The 15,760-nt window shown below is 61.5% G+C and carries 14 protein-coding genes; 5 read left to right on the top strand and 9 right to left on the bottom strand.

Features of this window, described 5'->3' with window-relative positions:
- Positions 1-123: 123 nt before the first annotated feature.
- Both B9A12_RS00320 and B9A12_RS16825 read left to right on the top strand, forming a co-directional pair.
- Positions 124-438 carry an OmpP1/FadL family transporter gene (locus B9A12_RS00320; protein ID WP_170920232.1) on the top strand — a complete coding sequence of 105 codons (315 nt, stop codon included), beginning with the start codon at positions 124-126 and terminating at the stop codon, positions 436-438.
- A gap of 49 nt (positions 439-487) precedes the next feature.
- Positions 488-664 carry a hypothetical protein gene (locus B9A12_RS16825; RefSeq protein ID WP_170920231.1) on the top strand — a complete coding sequence of 59 codons (177 nt, stop codon included), beginning with the start codon at positions 488-490 and terminating at the stop codon, positions 662-664.
- 62 nt (positions 665-726) lie between these two features.
- Here B9A12_RS16825 and B9A12_RS00310 read toward each other — a convergent pair whose 3' ends face one another.
- From B9A12_RS00310 to B9A12_RS00295, 3 genes are all read right to left on the bottom strand, one after another.
- On the bottom strand, positions 727-2,154 hold the full coding sequence (locus B9A12_RS00310; protein WP_139796414.1) for a DUF4139 domain-containing protein: 1,428 nt from the start codon (positions 2,152-2,154) through the stop codon (positions 727-729).
- A complete protein-coding gene (locus tag B9A12_RS00300; protein WP_084055554.1) occupies positions 2,151-2,468 on the bottom strand; it encodes a hypothetical protein in 318 nt (105 codons plus the stop codon). The genes B9A12_RS00310 and B9A12_RS00300 overlap by 4 nt, the downstream gene beginning before the upstream one ends.
- A gap of 601 nt (positions 2,469-3,069) precedes the next feature.
- Positions 3,070-4,971 (bottom strand): ATP-dependent helicase, encoded by a 1,902-nt coding sequence (locus B9A12_RS00295; protein WP_139796413.1) that lies wholly within the window; start codon positions 4,969-4,971, stop codon positions 3,070-3,072.
- 341 nt (positions 4,972-5,312) lie between these two features.
- On the opposite strand from B9A12_RS00295, the gene gatC reads away from it, so the two are divergent.
- From gatC to B9A12_RS00280, 3 genes are all read left to right on the top strand, one after another.
- Positions 5,313-5,603: an Asp-tRNA(Asn)/Glu-tRNA(Gln) amidotransferase subunit GatC gene (gatC, locus tag B9A12_RS00290; RefSeq protein ID WP_084055552.1), complete on the top strand. Its 291-nt coding sequence runs from the start codon at positions 5,313-5,315 to the stop codon at positions 5,601-5,603.
- A gap of 359 nt (positions 5,604-5,962) precedes the next feature.
- Complete coding sequence (gene gatA / locus B9A12_RS00285; RefSeq protein ID WP_084055551.1) at positions 5,963-7,426, top strand: Asp-tRNA(Asn)/Glu-tRNA(Gln) amidotransferase subunit GatA; 1,464 nt, start codon at positions 5,963-5,965, stop codon at positions 7,424-7,426.
- A gap of 171 nt (positions 7,427-7,597) precedes the next feature.
- Positions 7,598-9,676, top strand: a complete 2,079-nt coding sequence (locus tag B9A12_RS00280) for a flagellar assembly protein A (RefSeq protein WP_170920230.1) — start codon at positions 7,598-7,600, stop codon at positions 9,674-9,676.
- Positions 9,677-9,944: 268 nt separating this feature from the next.
- On the opposite strand, the gene glgC is transcribed toward B9A12_RS00280, so the two are convergent.
- The 6 genes from glgC to B9A12_RS00250 all read right to left on the bottom strand — a co-directional run bounded on the left by glgC (position 9,945) and on the right by B9A12_RS00250 (position 15,719).
- The gene (gene glgC, locus B9A12_RS00275; RefSeq protein WP_084055549.1) at positions 9,945-11,222 is read right to left on the bottom strand and encodes a glucose-1-phosphate adenylyltransferase; all 1,278 of its coding nucleotides are present in this window, start codon (positions 11,220-11,222) and stop codon (positions 9,945-9,947) included.
- A 25-nt stretch (positions 11,223-11,247) separates the two neighbouring features.
- Positions 11,248-11,775 (bottom strand): peroxiredoxin family protein, encoded by a 528-nt coding sequence (locus B9A12_RS00270; RefSeq protein WP_084055548.1) that lies wholly within the window; start codon positions 11,773-11,775, stop codon positions 11,248-11,250.
- Positions 11,772-12,479, bottom strand: a complete 708-nt coding sequence (locus B9A12_RS00265) for a cytochrome c biogenesis protein CcdA (protein ID WP_139796412.1) — start codon at positions 12,477-12,479, stop codon at positions 11,772-11,774. Before B9A12_RS00265 ends, B9A12_RS00270 begins: the two co-directional genes overlap by 4 nt.
- Positions 12,457-13,257, bottom strand: coding sequence for a DNA repair protein RecO (gene recO, locus B9A12_RS00260; protein WP_084055546.1), 801 nt, complete (start codon positions 13,255-13,257; stop codon positions 12,457-12,459). Before recO ends, B9A12_RS00265 begins: the two co-directional genes overlap by 23 nt.
- Positions 13,258-13,432: 175 nt before the next feature.
- Entirely contained in the window at positions 13,433-14,545 is a 1,113-nt protein-coding gene (locus tag B9A12_RS00255) for a helix-turn-helix domain-containing protein (RefSeq protein ID WP_139796411.1), read from the bottom strand.
- 187 nt (positions 14,546-14,732) lie between these two features.
- Positions 14,733-15,719, bottom strand: coding sequence for a peptidylprolyl isomerase (locus tag B9A12_RS00250; protein ID WP_084055544.1), 987 nt, complete (start codon positions 15,717-15,719; stop codon positions 14,733-14,735).
- Between the last annotated feature and the right edge of the window lie 41 nt (positions 15,720-15,760).

Below are 15,760 nucleotides of genomic sequence, written 5' to 3'. Positions count from 1 at the left end.
GCCCATCGTTCACTGTGATCACCGGATCATTTTCCAAATTTTTTGACGCATCTCATCCCAACCAAACGTTTTATTTATGTCTTTACAACTTGTTGTGTCCCTTGCGAGGATATTCTTTTTTTCTTGACCCGGGACGGCACACTCGATCGCCTGAAGCTGGAATCCCCGCATCAGGTGGCCTTCGGCGTGGCCTATCAGCCCACCAACAAGTTTCTCGTGGAAGCGGACGTGAAGTGGCTCAACTGGTCCAGCGCCAACGGTTACGAAGACTTCGACTGGAACGACCCGTGGGTCTTCGCCGTGGGTGCCCAGTACAAGGTGCATCGCAAACTGACCCTTCGGGCGGGATACAATGAGGCGCAAAACTCCGTGGAGGAACACAAGGGCTTCAACGGCCAGACACCGACCCCGGTCCAGGGCAAGGCGCCTCCCACTTAATAATGAAACATTTCGGATCGTGGGCTTTCCGGCCGTGGTGGAACATCACGTGACCTTTGGTCTGACCTACGACATCACACCGCGCTTTTCGGTCAATGCGGGATTCGTCCACGCCTTTGAAAAGACCATCAAGGAATCGGGAACCGATATCACGGGACAGCCGGTCGAGCTGGAATCCTCTCTGAGCGAAAACAGCATCGACTTCGGCTTCACCTGGCTATTCTAATCCGGCATCGCAGTCCGGTGATTGATCCCTCGGGGCGGGTTTTGAACCCGCCCCGGCGGGAACTAGCGGGTATCCATCTCGATTTCGTAGCGGACCTGCACCTTCCCTTTGGCCGGAACCTCCACGGGGATCCGCAACCGCCCCGCGCTCACCTTCTCCCACGGGTGACTGGATCCAATCACCTTCCACTGGCCCGGCACCCGCTCTTCCAATTCCACCGTTTCCGGCCCTCCCTTGGCGTTTCGGATCTCAAGCTCCCAGGCGCAGCGGATCACGTACCGCGAGATCTTTTGAAAGCTCGTCAGCCTCCGGCGCACCTGCACATCGAAAGAGCGGCCGAAATGAAGCTTCAACGTGGCCCCTTCGGGCGTGTGTCCTATGCGGTCTTCTCCCAAAGGCACCGGGGCTCCCCCTTCGGTGATCATGGCCCCGAGGACCGGTCCAGCGGGAAGGGCTTTCCCCAGGCCGGAGGAGGCGTCGTTGGAGATTTCCAGAAAGATGTCCACCGCCTGGGGCGTGCTTCCCTCGCTCTCCCGCCATGACCCGTAAGATGCCGCACTTCCCGAACTGACCAGGCGCTTTTTTACCGGAACGGCCGCAGCCCGCACCAGGGGCAGGCGCAGCTGCTCCCCGCGGCCCAATCGAACCGGACCGTCCAGGCGGTAGAGATGGTATTCAAAGGCGGGAGATTCCTCCACGGGCGCCGCCGGGGCCTCCATCCGCATGGGAGCCGCCGCCTTCTCCAGGAACCGGGTCCTTCGGTGGCTCCTGACTCGGTTGAAATCCCCCGCCAGCAGCACCACGCGGGCCTGGGAAAGGTCCAGGTCGCTCTTGTTTTCCACCAGCACGTCCCCGGCCAGATCCGCCCTTTCGAATCCGGCTTTGAAGGTGAGCGTATACAGGGCCTTCCAGCTGAAGCCGCCCGCTTCGTAGGTTCGTTCCACATCCATGGAGAAAGGAGCGGAATCCGGCGCTTCCACGTCCCAGAACACCAGGGGGTGTCTGTCCAGCGTCTTGGGAACCTGCGGGAAGAGAATGCCTTCCACGGGGCCCGCCCACACCCCTTCTTCCAGCTGCAAGAGTGGCGTCCCGTCGCCGGCGTTTAGCACCCGAGCACGCTGGAGCAGCCGCGCGTTCTGCGTTCCCCGGGGATCGTAGAGTACCACCTGGACGTCCTTGCCCTCGTAAGCACGGAGCAGGGAGGCCCGGGTGACCGGTCGGTACCGGAATCGAAGGCCGTGTTCCCGGATCCCTGTCTTGGGGGAAAGGGGGCGGATTTGGATTGTTTCCGGGTAAACGGTGGCGGGGAACCCTTCCAGCACCAGAGTCTGCCTTCCCGGCTTGAGGGTGACGGAATCCCGTTCCCGCACCCAGGCCCCGTCAGACGAGGTGATGGTGAGCACCCGTTCCAGGGCAACGGCCGTCTGGGGCATTCCCATCCAAAGGCCCAGGAAAGCCGCCACCAGGATTTGGAAGATGCTTGGCCTCATGTTCCATTCCTCCATGCTTCCAGGGTTTCCATGAGATACTCCCACGCCGAACGGGTCCCCAGCAGGCGGGCCCTCCGAAGGGCCCCATCGATCTTGTGCAGTTCGTTGAGGCGGCGGCTCACGGACTCCAGCTCTTCCCAGAGCAGGTCCAAGGGGTCCGGCGCCCCCTGCGCACCGCTCAGCTTCACTTCATGGGATCCCTCCAAGGCCCGGCGGAGCTCCTCCAGGCGGCGGCACAGGGCTTCCCGGCACGCCTTCTGGGTGGCGTGCGGACCGTCATCCTCCGTTTGCAGTCCGCAGAAGGGACAGATCATGAAAAATGCAGCCTCCCAAACCCACGAGAAGACAAGGGCACCGGATCGCGTCTCAAGGCGTTTCCTCGGTCACGTTCTTTGCACGGTTTCTGCCTAGCACATTTTCGGAACCGGGAAAACGCCTTGGCCTCAAGGCCTGCCGAGGAACCTGTCGCACAATGGCCTTTCTTGGGGATCTCTAACGATTTGAATCCACGGTGCTATGAAACTCTTTGGAAGTTCCGAGGCCGCCCCTGCAAAGATCAAGAAGCATCACATGGCACAGTTGCATTGCATTTGGCCCAAAGGCCAAGAGGCCACTGCCAGACAGCCTCCTGGTCCCGCAAGAGCAGACCGGCCGCACGGACCCGCCTGGTAGCCCCCGTCCGCACAAGAAGGGGACAACCTGGGCCTTCTGGGACAAGCTACCGGGGTCAAGATGGGGCGGTCGAGTGCGCGGCGGCCGAGCAACGGGAAAGGAGCGCGAATGGACGCCAAGCGACGCCAACGATCTTTTGGCGTCGACGGCCGTAAGCCGCGAAGCATTCCAGGAGGACTCGGCCGCTTTGGGACTTTCCGGACGGCGGATCGCGGATTCCGGATACCGGAAAGTCTTTTTGGACTACCAGGAACGGTGGCGCTTGATGTGCTCTTCGGGGAGCTCGGCCAGGAACCGGCTGGGCCGGACCAGATCGCCCTTGCGGGCCTTGGCGTGGGACAGGAAGATGTGCTTTTCCGCCCGGGTCATGGCCACGTAGAGCAGCCGTCGCTCTTCTTCCAATCCCGCCAGGTCTTCTTGCTCTGGCCGATCCCCCGGAGAAGAAGACCCCACGGACCGCCAGTGAGGCAAAAGCCCCTCTTCCACACCGATGACGAACACCGCTTCAAACTCCAACCCCTTGGCTCCGTGGAATGTGGACAGGCGAACGCCGTAGCCGTCGTCTTCATTATCCTGTTCTTCGGTCACCAGAGCGCACTCTTCCAGGTAGGTTGGCAGGTCCGGGGCCTGGTTGGCGGCATGGAGCATCTGTTGGATGTTTTCCATGCGGGCCACGAAGTCGTTCTCATCGGTGCTCACTTGCCGAAGGTAGGCTTCGTAATTGCACGCATCCACGACCCGCCGCAGGGCGTGGGCCGGAGGCATCTGCCGCACCTCGTCCAGCAGGTCCAGCAGGCCACGAAGGGACTGGGCGGCCTTCTTGGAAAGGAGGCCGCGGTCCAGTGCCCGATGGCACTTTTCTTGTAAAGGGGTGCCCGATCCACCGATGGCGAAGATCTTTTTCAACGTGCCCGCCCCCAGGCCGCGCTTGGGCACATTGAGGATCCGTTCCAACGACACATCGTCCAGAGGGTTGACGGCGCAAACGAGGTACGCGTTCAGGTCCTGGACCTCGCGGCGTTCGAAAAAGCCGCGGCCACCCATCATCTTGTAGGGGACGCCCCGGCGACGCATGGCCTGTTCCAGCGCCATGGAACAGAATTTGGTGCGGTAAAGGACCGCCATGCGATCCAGGGGAATCCCCCGGGCCTCCTGGAGGTTCCGGCAGGTATCCGCCACCCAGAGCGCCTCCTGATCATCGCTCAAGAATTCGCGAACCTCCACCGGATCCCCATCCCGACGACTGAAGCACTTCTTTTCCAAGCGATGGGCGTTGTGGGAGATGAGGGCCTCGGCCGCCGCCACGATGGGCCGGGTGGACCGGTAGTTTTCTTCCAACCGCACCACGTGGGCGTTGGGATAGGTCTTGGGAAAATGGATGAAGTGGGACGGGTCGGCCCCGCGGAACTGGTAGATGCTCTGGTAATCATCGCCCACCACGGTGAGATTTCCGTTGCGGACCAGCAGGTCCATGATCCGGCATTGGACGGCGTTGGAATCCTGGAACTCGTCCACCAAAACGTAATCGAAAAGGTCGCGGCACGTCTCCCGAACGGTTGGGTTGCGCATCAGCAGATCCCGGGTGAGAGCCAGGATGTCGTCGAAGTCCACGGCGTTGTGCTGGGCGAGGATTTCGTTGTAAAGCTCCAGAGCCTCCAGGCGTCTGGGAATCTGGGTGGCGTGCTTCAGATAGCCTCGGGGGTCTTCCAAATTCTTGGCCCGGGAGATGGCGCTTCGAAGCGGTCCCAGATACTTGGCGTCCAGATCCAGCTGGGCCAGAACCTTTTTCAAGGTCACCTTCTGTTGGTATTCCGAATGGATCGTCAGCGGCCTTCGGTATCCCAACTCCTCACAATGTTCCTTGAGAATCTGGAAGCAGGCGCTGTGGAAGGTGCGCACCCAGGGAAAATCCTGGGGGGAACGGCCCGTGATCTGCCGCAGCCGCGACTTCATCTCCTCGGCCGCCTTGTTGGTAAAGGTGATGGCCAGAATCCGCTGCGGATCGAACCCCAGGTGGTTCACCAGGTAGGCGATCTTGGCGGTGAGGGTGCGGGTCTTGCCGCTGCCGGCCCCGGCCGACACCAGCACCGGTCGCCCCAGGCTTTCCACCGCTTCCCGCTGGGCTGGAGACAATGAGACTTGCACAGGCGCTCCCCTTTGTTCCTTTTCGTTTCGCAAAGGCGCCCTTTATGGCAGGTGCGGGCCCACCCGTCAAGGGCCCGGGATGCACATTCATGCCTTGCCCTTTGTGCCGAATGGGTTATAGTTGTCCTGACAAAACACCTTCCCACACCCCTGGCCGTTACCTCATGAAGGGGGGCAGGAGGGGGAATGGGCGCCGGCCCATTTCCCCTCCTGTTTTCAAGACAAGCCGCTCTTGAGCGCTCCCGCGGCTCTGTGCTAGTGTCCTTCCGGGGTTCGTTCCCGCAAGGACCGGACGGGCCTCTCACAGAACCGCGACACCACACGCTAAAGAGGATAGACCCATGAGCGAAAAGATCACCCCCGAAGAGGTGCGCCACGTGGCGGATCTGGCACGCCTGGACCTGAGCCCCGATGAAGAGCTCCAAATGACCCGGCAACTGAATGCCATCCTGGGCTACATGGAAAGGCTCAACCAGGTGGACACCACCCAGGTGGAACCCACCACCCATGCCTTGGAAAGGGCCAACGTCTTTCGCGAGGATGTGGTGGGCCCGTCTTTGGAGCGGGATCGGGCTCTGGCCAACGCGCCGGAGACGGACGGGGCTCACTTCGTGGTGCCCAAGGTCATCTAGGAGGCGGTCGAACAATGGCCTCTCGGCCTTTCTGACCCGTTGAAATCCCACCGGCCCCGTGGTGCTTTTTGAATTCCCAGGCAGCCTTGGTGGGGCGGGTTCCGAACCCGCCCCACCGAGGCTCAAAAACATCACATGCTACAGTGGAATTGCATTGGTCAGAGAGGCCGTTCTGGGACAAGCGGGTGGGAACGCAAATCTTCGATGAACCCTTTCTTTGCAAAGAGCACAAGTCCATCACCGACCGCACAGGGCGGAGCCCTGGTTTCACGGAAATAACGAAAAGCCGATGGAAGGGCGTAGAAGGGCGCTTTCGGGCTGTGCCGGAGGAAACGCCCGGTTGAGGAGAAAGGAAATCCATGGCGGGCTTGCACGAGCTGACTATTCATGAGACGAGACAGGTACTGCTTCGCAAAGAAGCCAGTGTCACAGAGGTGGTGAACGCCTATCTGGAACGCATCGAAAAGCTGGACCCGAGCCTCAACAGCTACCTGATCGTTTTGGCCGACCAGGCCCTGGAAGAGGCACGCGCCTACGACACCGGCGCCTTGCCGTTGCAGGATCGTCCCTTGGGCGGAGTCCCCTTGGCCCTGAAGGATGTGCTCTGCACCCAGGGAGTTCGCACCACCTGCGGATCCCGCATCCTGGAAGACTTCATCCCCCCCTACGACGCCACCGTGGTGCAACGGCTCAAGGAAAGCGGCGCCATCTTCCTGGGAAAGACCAACATGGACGAGTTCGCCATGGGATCGTCCAACGAGAATTCGGCCTTCGGGCCCACCCGAAATCCCTGGGACAGGCAACGGGTCCCCGGGGGATCCAGCGGCGGCTCGGCGGCCGCCGTGGCCGCGGAATTGTGCGCGGGAGCCCTGGGCACCGACACGGGCGGATCCATCCGCCAACCGGCGTCCTTTTGCGGCGTGGTGGGCCTCAAGCCCACCTACGGGCGTGTGTCGCGCTACGGGCTGGTGGCCTTCGCCTCGTCACTGGACCAAATCGGGCCCATCACCAAGGATGTGAAAGATGCGGCGCTTCTGCTCCAGGTGATCGCCGGCCACGACCCCCGGGACTCCACCTGCCTGGAGCAGCCGGTGGGAGATCTCTTGACACACCTGGACAAGCCCATACAGGGTATGACCCTGGGAATTCCCAAAGAATACTTCGTGGAAGGGATGGACCCCGAGGTGTCCCGGGCCATGGAAGACGCCTTCTCCGTCTTCAAGGATCTGGGGGCACGCCTGGTGGATATCTCGCTGCCGCACACCGATTACGGGGTGGCCGCCTACTACATCATCGCCCCCGCCGAGGCCAGTTCCAACCTGGCCCGCTACGATGGGGTGAAATACGGATTTCGAAAGCAACAAGCCCGAGATCTTCTGACCATGTACCGCGAGACCCGAAGCCACGGCTTCGGCTCCGAAGTGAAACGTCGGATCATGCTGGGCACCTACAGCCTCTCGGCGGGATACTACGACGCCTACTACCGCAAGGCCTCCCAAGTGCGCACCCTGATCAAGCAAGACTTCATGCAGGCCTTTCATCATTGTGACGTCATCATCGCACCGGTCGTTCCCACGCCCGCTTTCAAGATCGGGGAAAAGGCCCAGGATCCGCTCCAGATGTATCTGAGCGACATCCTGACGCTGCCGGCGAGCCTGGCGGGCATCCCAGGGATATCCGTCCCCTGCGGTTATACGTCCGATGGGCTCCCGGTGGGGCTGCAGGTCCTGGGACCTCATTTCGGTGAACCCACGATTCTCCAGGTGTCCCACAATTTTGAGAAAGCCACAATCGGCACACGAAAAAGGCCTGCCTTGGCCTGAGCAGATCGTCAAATAGTTGACGTCTGGCCCTGGAAGTGTGTAGATTGGTTTCGGATTTTGCCAAAACTGTATCCGATACGACCAAAGTGACATCAGGGTGGGTCCGGGGATGAGACAACCGCTCTACAGATGCGGCGATCTTCCCGCCCCACGCCTCTAGCCGGAGTCGCCATGCCCCTTTATGAAAAGATCGGCGACCGAGATCAGGCGCTTCTGCTGGGAAAGCTGGCCATCAAGTACGGCCTGGCGAGCCCCGAGCAAGTGCGCGAGGCCCTTGGCCGCCAAAAGAGGCTGGCGGCCGAAGGCACCCGGCGTCCTCTGGGCGATATCCTGATGGAAATGGGGGTTCTGACCCCTTCCCAATGCCAGGCTCTCATTCAGATCCAGCAGTTCCTTGCCTTTCGCCAGAAGGAACGGCCTTTTCTCGATTACGCCGTCTCCAAGGGATACCTCTTGCCCAAGGACGAAAAGCTGGCACTCAAGAAGCAGATGGAACGGTTCCGGAAGGAACGCCGCGTGCTGCCCATCGGCCAGATCCTGGTGCAGGAAGAAATTCTGGATCCGAGCGCCCTGGCCCAGCTGGAACAGGAGTTCCTTGGGACGGTTTCCCCGGCTGTTTCCCCCGAAGAAGAGAAGGAAGCGCCGCCTGAGCAAGAAGGGCCCGCGGGCGTTTCTCCTTCGGTCATCGAGGAACTGGAGGAGTTTTTCGAGGTTCGGATCACCCAGGACAAGTTGGAAGCCGTTCTTGTTTGGTCCAAGCGCCCTGAGGTCAGCCTGGATCAAAGCGGCCTGGAAGCGCTGCTGCACAGCCGGGGAATCCGGGCCGGTATCGTGGATCTGTCCGCTGTGGTGGAGACCGTTCAGGGACAAAGAACCCCCAAAGGGTCCATCACCATCGCGCGGGGCCGGCCACCCAAGCCCGGTCGGAACGCATCCATCCGATACTTTTTCGAGACGGATCCTTTGCAGGTGGGGCGCATCAAGGAAGGCGGGGCCATCGACTTTCGGGACCGAGGTCGGATTCCCCAGGTGGAGGAAGGAACGCTTCTTGCCGAAAAGATTCCCCCCCAGCCCGGCACACCGGGCCAGGATGTGTTTGGAAACCCGGTCCCACCTCCCAAGCCCATGGACGTGATACTGCGATGCGGCGGGGGAGCGGTCCGGTCGGAAGACGGCACCCAGGTTTTTGCCAAGACCTCCGGACGCCCTCTGGTGACGGCCGATGGCAAGATCTCGGTCTATCCGGACCTGGAGATTCCCGGCGATGTGGATCTTTCCACGGGGCACGTGGTCTTCGACGGGCATGTGCATATTTCCGGCACCGTCACCACGGGATTCCGGGTGCAAGCGGCGTCCGTTTCGGCCAATGAGGTACACCACGGGGAAATTGAGGCCACGGGCCATGTGGTCATTGTGGGCGGGATCATCGGGGGCCGTGTGACCGCCGGCGGCCCTATCAAGGCACGACACGCGATGGGAAGCCGCATTCGTGCCGCCGGTGACGTGGTGGTGGAATCAAGCGTGGTGGATTCGGTCATCGAGACTTCCGGCGCCTGTTATGCCGGAGATGTGCTTTCCAGCGATATTACCGCTTTTGAGGGCATCGAGGCGCTCAATGCCGGTTCGGAGAAATCCCGCGGATGCCGGTTGACCATTGGACACGACCCCCTATCCGAAGAGAAATTGAAGCATCTTCGCGGCCTTTTGGAAGGTCTAAAGAAAAGGTCCGAACGGTTGCAACGCGCGGAATCCAGGCTGCGACAGACCCTCGGCAAGGTGGAACTGCAGATGGGGGCCGTGGTCCAACGCCAAGACAAGATGAATGGGGAGCTGCGTCAGCTGGAAGCAATGCTCCAGGCCAACCCCGACCCCGCACTGGAAGAAGAAAAGAGAGGCCTCCAAGAGCAGATGGTCGAGGCGGAGGCGGTGGTGGAGCAGCTCTTCGGCACGATGGAAGGCGTCAAGGAAAAGATCAAAGAGCTGCGGCAAAAGCGCAACGAACTGCACCGTCAGCATGAGGGATATCGCGAGGAATATCAACACCTTGTGGAATGGATGAAAGCGCGCCCCCGAACAGCCTCCATCAAGGTGCGGGGTCAAATCGCCGCCGGATCCATCGTCCAATCCCCCACGTGCCAATGGAAACTTCCGGAAACCTTGGGCCGTTGTCTCATCCGGGAAAAGCCCGTCAAGGATGCCGCCCGGGGCGTTACGGTTCGGAAGCTGGTTCCCCTCCCCCTGGAAGAATAACTTTCGCCCCCCTCTGCGATCCACCAAGGAAGGGGTCGGCCGACCTCCATTCGGCTGCTCCCGCGGCCTTTCGCCCTTTTGTGGCTTTCTGACCAGTTGGAATTTCAGCAGCCCGTGGCGCTTTTTGCATTCTCAAACGGCCCTGGTGGGGCGGGCTCGGAACCCGCCCCTACCGGGGCATGGCCGGCCGGCAGGACAAGCCCGCTTGGAAGTCCCAACTTCCCGTCTGCATAAGAAAGGATCAACCTGGGCGTTCTTGGACAAACGCTTAGGCTCGGGGAAAGGTCCCCCTGGGAACCACGGTGATCCCCCGCGGCGTCACCACGAAGCGCTTGCGGTCTTCCGCCGGGTTCAACCCGATGTGGGTATCGGCGGGAAGAACGTTGTCTTTGTCGATGATGGCTTTCTTGATCCGGCAGCGGCGGCCCACCTCCACATTGTCCATCAAGACGGACTCATCCACCTCCGCCCAGCTGTTGACGATGACATTGTAGGACAGCACGGAATTGCGCACCATGCCTCCGCTGATGATACACCCGTGGGGCACCACCGAATCCAGGGCGGTTCCAAGGCGCTGGGATCCCGAACCTTGGCGGGCGAAGACGAACTTGGCGGGAGGCACCTGGCGCTGCAGCCCCCGGATGGGCCACCGGCGGCCATAGAGATTGAAGAAGGGCGCGAGGCCCGTCAGGTCCATGTTGGCATTCCAGTAAGCATCCAGGCTCCCCACATCGCGCCAATAAGTGGAATCGCGGGTGGGATCTTCCTTTTGGAAGCGGTAGCCCAGGGAAGGTTCGTAGACGGCCACATGGTCTTTGATCCGGTTGTAACGCCGGTAGGGATAGGCATAGACGTTGCCCTCCCCTACCAGCCTGGGAATGATGTCCCGGCCGAAATCCTCGTGTTGGCTTTCCCGGAGGACACGCAGCAAGACTTCCGTGCGGAACAGATAGATTCCCATGGAGGCCAGACTTTTGTGGGGGGCATCGGGCATGGGGGGCGGATCCTCCGGCTTTTCCTGGAAACCGCGGATCCTCATGTCCCCATCCACCTGTGCGATGCCGAAGGCGGAAGCCGCCGCCCGGTCCACTTCCAGAAGGCTCACGGTCACGTCCGCATGTTTTTCCTCATGGAACCGGCGGAAGATCCCGTAATCCATCTTGTAGACATGATCCCCGGAAAGAATGAGCACGTGCCGGGGCCGCTCCCTCTCGATCAGAAACAGATTCTGGCGCACCGAATCGGCCGTCCCCCGGTACCAATCTTCACTCAGGCGCTGCTGGGGAGCCACCACCCGCAGGTAGTGGCCCAGGGCCCCCGAAAAGATGTTCCAGCCGTCCTCCAGATGATCCACCAGGGACTGGGATTTGTACTGGGTGAAGACAAGGATTTTGTACAGTTGAGAATTGACGCAGTTGCTCAAGGGAATGTCAATCAAGCGATAGATGCCCCCGAAGGGCACCGCCGGCTTGCATCGATCACGCGTCAGGGGCAGGAGCCGTTGGCCCCTGCCGCCCGCCATGATGATGGTCAGGATATCCTTCATGGCCGCCCCCTATCACTGGATCCACTCAGTCCAGGTACCGCTCAATGTGGCCGGGAAGCTGGTGATCCCGATAGACCACCTTGCCTTCCTTGTCCACGATAACAAGGAGAGGAATCCCCCGGACACCGTAGGCTTGGGTCACGGTGCTGTTGCCGTCGTAGAGCACCTTGAAGGGCATGGGGTGGGCCTTCTGGTAGCGTTTGACCTTGGTGAAGGATTCGCCGGATCCCACGTTGATGGCCAGGATTTCCAGCCGGTCGTCGGAGATCTCATGCCTCAGCTCGGCCACTTCCGGCTTCATGGCGCGGCAGGCCGGGCACCAGAGAGCCCAAAAATAGAGCAACACCGGTTTCTTTCCCCGAAAATCGCTCAGGCGCACGCGGCTTCCGTCCACAGCGGGCAGCTCGAAATCGGCCGCCTCGGCGCTTGTCCCCGCACCCACCAGGCCCAGCACCTTCTCCATCATGGACTCGGCGGATGCCACCGACCCTGTTCCCGCCACCAAGACGGCTGTCACAAGCACCACCCCCACCGATTGAAGCACTTTCCTCATATCCACATCTCTCCCGCTTTCACAAAAAAGTATTCGGATGCAACGATCATAAGCACGGCAAAGCCCTTTTGCACCCGTTTCATCCACACGCCCGATCGGGGCAGGGAGGCCAGCAAGCCGGTGAAGATCCCCACCACGATTACCAGGCTGCCCATGCCGTAGGCAAAGACAAAAAGCATCAGGCCCCCCCACAGCACACTCTTTCCCGTGGCCACGAGGGTGAGCAGCACCCCGAGGATCGGCGTGGTGCACGGGCTGATCACCAGGGCCGAGGCCCCCCCCACCAGGATGCTGCTCAGCACCTCAGAGCCCGGCACACAGCGCACCTGAACGCGACTGAGAAAAGCAGGCACCGGTAGGGGGATCACTTCCAGCATGGCCAAACAGCACAACAGGCAGATGTTGCCCACCACCAGATAGACCCACGGATTCATGGTGAGGGATCCGAAAAGACGCCCCGTAGCCGCCGCCGCAAACCCCAGCAGCGAATAGACAATGGCGATTCCCAACACGTAGAAGGCAGACAAGATGAGGCCCTTGGACCGGCTCCCCTGCGACCGACTGCCCACAAAAGCCACGGTGATGGGCAACATGGGATAGGCGCAGGGGGTGAAGCCGGCCAAGACTCCCCCGCCGAAGGCCAGAAGCAGGGCCAGCCCCGGGTTGGTGGTCGCCATGGATTCAAAATGACTCACCCATTCCACGATGGATCCTTTCCTCCTGAATAAGACTTTTGGTTCCCAACGAATTCAAGATCTTCAGACTCTTGAGGGCTCTTCCACTTTGGTGCTGCACCCATGAAGCCAAGGCCCGCACCAGGGCCTGAGCGGCATCCTTTCGAAAACGCATCCTCCAGAGTTTCTCCGGTGCGGCCGCAACGGCCATGCGCATCAGCAGGATGGAACCCCTGTCCAACGAAACGCCGGCCGTCTCTCGGACCCCATGCTCCGCGCACACAAGCTGGCCTTGGTCCAGGTTCCAGGTCCATGCCTGGTACTGCTGCACGGTTCGCCCGCATTGACAACATCTTTCCAGAGTGGGCACATGGCCGTTGAGCGCCAGCAATCGCAACAGGAAGAGCGCCGTCACGTTCCATGGATCCCGATCTTCACACAGCCTCTCCAATCCCCCGCGAAGGAGGACAAAAAGCTCCGGCTGACTCACGCCCTCCGGGCTCACCCGCAGAACCGCCTCGCACAGCAGGCACGCATGGCCCCAGCGGAACCAATCGGAACGGAGATTTTCATGGGCATCCAGCAGCTTGCAATTTTCCACCCACGCCAACCCCCGGCGTTCCTTGTAGGACAAGCGCACCCGGCTGCCCGGCTCCAGGCTGTTTGCGAATCGCTTTCGGCTTCGCCTGGCCCCCTTGGCCATCCCCCGCACCAGACCCGCCTCAAGAGAATAGAAGCTCACGATGCGGTCCGACTCACCGTAATCGGAGGCATGGAGGACAATGGCTTCCGTATGGATGGTCTTCATGATCTCCACCGCCGTTCAGAGGGCCGCCGAAAAGGAGGGCAGGGAACCGAGGCTCCCATGGGTTCGACGGTGAGGACAGTCCCGGCGCACCCCGCCAGGAAAGGGATTCTGTGGGGATAGAGGCTGGAAACGGACAACAGATCGATCAAGGGTCCCTCACTGGACGAGTTCCCGCTTACGATTCGGGCATGAAGCGTGGGTCCGGCAGTTGCACTCGAACCACCTCTCCCCCCCGTCCCAAGGGTCTCAAGGGCTTGTCGTCCCAGTAGACCCGGATGCCTCCTGCGTTGCCCACCCACAGGTGGACACTCTTCTCCACGGAGTAGCTCTTTTCATCGCCCGGCTTCATGAGCCGGCTCTCGGAATCGGTCCCATCCACTCGAACCTGCACCCAGGACTTCTCGTGTGCCACGATGCGCACCGTGTGCCCTGGCATCGGAGCTTTCTGGCCCTCCGCCACGGTGGTCTCGGCCTGTTGCGCAGGGGGTTCCGGCCGGATCCTCGGTGCCGGCCCCAACGCGGACTCCACCGGTGATGGCGTTGAATCGGCTTGGGAATCCAACGAGGTCTCCACGGCCCCGCCCGAAAGGACCGCCGTTCCTTCCCGAGCGGCGCCCACCGATTTCCCTTCTTCCTTCAGGACAGGACCGGACGGCAGAGGCTCCTCCCCCGGGGCTTGCTCTTCGATCTTGGGAACGGCCACTTCGATGGACCGTTCCTCCCCGGCGGGCACCTGCTCAGGCCCATGGGGCCCGGTCTGCTCCACCGCCGGGCTTTCCTCCGTTTGGGGCGGCACTTGCGGTTTGGGTTCGGATCCCCCCGCCGCCAGTTCAGTGGGCAGGTCCTGGGTTGTGGGAACCGCCGGGTTTTCCAAGACGGTGGCCGTTTTCTTCTGCTGGTACCCCGGCCACCACAGGGCCCAGCCGGCGGCCAGCACCGCCGCCAAGATCAGGAAAAGGATGGCTCCCAACAGAAGCCTTCCACGGGAAGGAGCCGCCTTCATCCACCCCTCAAAACGCCGAAGCCGGTCCCGCTCGTCGTCGTATTGAAGGATCTCCGCAGCGTATTCTTCCAAGACGGGGGTCGGATCGATGCCCAGGGCCTCGCAGTAGGTCTTGAGAAAGCCCCGGATGATCAGGGGCGTTCCGATCACCCCCAGTTCTCCCTCTTCGATGGCGCGCAGCATCTTGACGCTGATCCGCGTATGCCGGGACACCGCCTCCAACGTCAGTTGCTGCCTTTTGCGCTCACCCTCCAGAAAGGCACCGATCTCCCGTATCGCCTCCATGGACACCCGCTTTCCCCTTTGTGGCTCCCCGCCACGGCCGCTGTTGCGTCATCCATCAAGGATGGGCCGCCTCGCCCGAGCCAGGAGTCCCCCTTGAAAGCCCTCCGTGCACACCCCTGCTCTTCTCGGCGCCCCCCACCTAAAAGGCCCCAACCGCCCGTCCGCCCTCGTTTACCTCTCGATCCGATCAGGACCCCGTGGACGGGGGCGTCCAATGCACCTGAATGAAGGACTTGGCCTCCAGCTCCCGGATCCACTTTTCGTACTTCTTGTTCACTTCTTGCTGAAACAACTCCTGCCGGGCCTTCTCCAGGAGCCGCGCATCCACGTTCTTCAGCGCAGCCCGCTGCACGTCCAAGAGCTTCACGATATAGAATCCGGCGGCCGATTCCACCACCTCGCTCACGCCGCCCACCTTCAGGTCCCGCGTCACGCGCTCCAGAGGGCCCGCCAGGTCCTTGGCCTTGATATAACCGATATCGCCACCGTTTTCCGCCCCCGGCCCCTGGGAATAGGCGCGGGCCAGACCGGCAAAGTCCGCTCCGTCACGAAGCTTGGCCAGAATCTCCTGCGCCTTCTGACGGGCCGCCGCCCTCTCGGTCGCATTGCGTCCCGCCGAAAGAAAGATCACCGCCAGTCGTCTCTTTTCCTCCGGGTCGTTGCGTTGTTCCCGCAGATACGCTTCCACCTGGTCGTCGGTGATAACGGTCTTGGACTTGAGGACCCGTTCGATGAGCCGGGCGCGCTCCATGTCTTCCCGGATCTTGTCTTTGAACTGCTCCAGCGTCCGTCCCTCCCTGCGAAGCATCTCGGCCAGCTGCTGATCATCCAGCTGGTTCACCTCCTTGATCCGCTCCAGCGCCCCCTCCACTTCCTGGTCGCTCACGGAGATCTTGAGCCGTGCCACTTCCTGGGCCGTGAGCCGTTCGCGGATCATCTGGCGAAGGACCTCTTTTTTGAGAAGGCCCATCTGGGGGGCGGAAGCCAAGCTCTGGCCCGATGCCTGGGCGATGGCCTTCACCCGCGCTTCCAGTTCGCTTTCCAGGATGATGTCGTCGTTGACCACCGCCACAATCCAATCCACCGGTTTGGCGCTCACCTGACCCCACCAACCCAGGCAGAAAAGGGCCACGGCGACACAGGTCAATCCTTGCAGAAGCGACGGTCTTTTCATTGTGAGAAGATCCTTTCTCGGCGCCCGCCGGATTCCCCGAC

This window comes from Desulfacinum hydrothermale DSM 13146, assembly GCF_900176285.1.
Lineage (GTDB): Bacteria > Desulfobacterota > Syntrophobacteria > Syntrophobacterales > DSM-9756 > Desulfacinum > Desulfacinum hydrothermale.
This window is presented reverse-complemented; position numbering and strand designations above follow the sequence as displayed.

Bases quoted from the DNA above. Each gene is read 5' to 3' on its own strand.
- B9A12_RS00255 (WP_139796411.1), bottom strand. From the start codon at position 14,545: ATGGAGGCGATACGGGAGATCGGTGCCTTTCTGGAGGGTGAGCGCAAA.
- glgC (WP_084055549.1), bottom strand. From the start codon at position 11,222: ATGAAGGATATCCTGACCATCATCATGGCGGGCGGCAGGGGCCAACGG.
- B9A12_RS00280 (WP_170920230.1), top strand. From the start codon at position 7,598: ATGCCCCTTTATGAAAAGATCGGCGACCGAGATCAGGCGCTTCTGCTG.
- gatC (WP_084055552.1), top strand. From the start codon at position 5,313: ATGAGCGAAAAGATCACCCCCGAAGAGGTGCGCCACGTGGCGGATCTG.
- B9A12_RS00310 (WP_139796414.1), bottom strand. From the start codon at position 2,154: ATGAGGCCAAGCATCTTCCAAATCCTGGTGGCGGCTTTCCTGGGCCTT.
- gatA (WP_084055551.1), top strand. From the start codon at position 5,963: ATGGCGGGCTTGCACGAGCTGACTATTCATGAGACGAGACAGGTACTG.
- B9A12_RS00300 (WP_084055554.1), bottom strand. From the start codon at position 2,468: ATGATCTGTCCCTTCTGCGGACTGCAAACGGAGGATGACGGTCCGCAC.
- recO (WP_084055546.1), bottom strand. From the start codon at position 13,257: ATGAAGACCATCCATACGGAAGCCATTGTCCTCCATGCCTCCGATTAC.
- B9A12_RS00250 (WP_084055544.1), bottom strand. From the start codon at position 15,719: ATGAAAAGACCGTCGCTTCTGCAAGGATTGACCTGTGTCGCCGTGGCC.
- B9A12_RS00270 (WP_084055548.1), bottom strand. From the start codon at position 11,775: ATGAGGAAAGTGCTTCAATCGGTGGGGGTGGTGCTTGTGACAGCCGTC.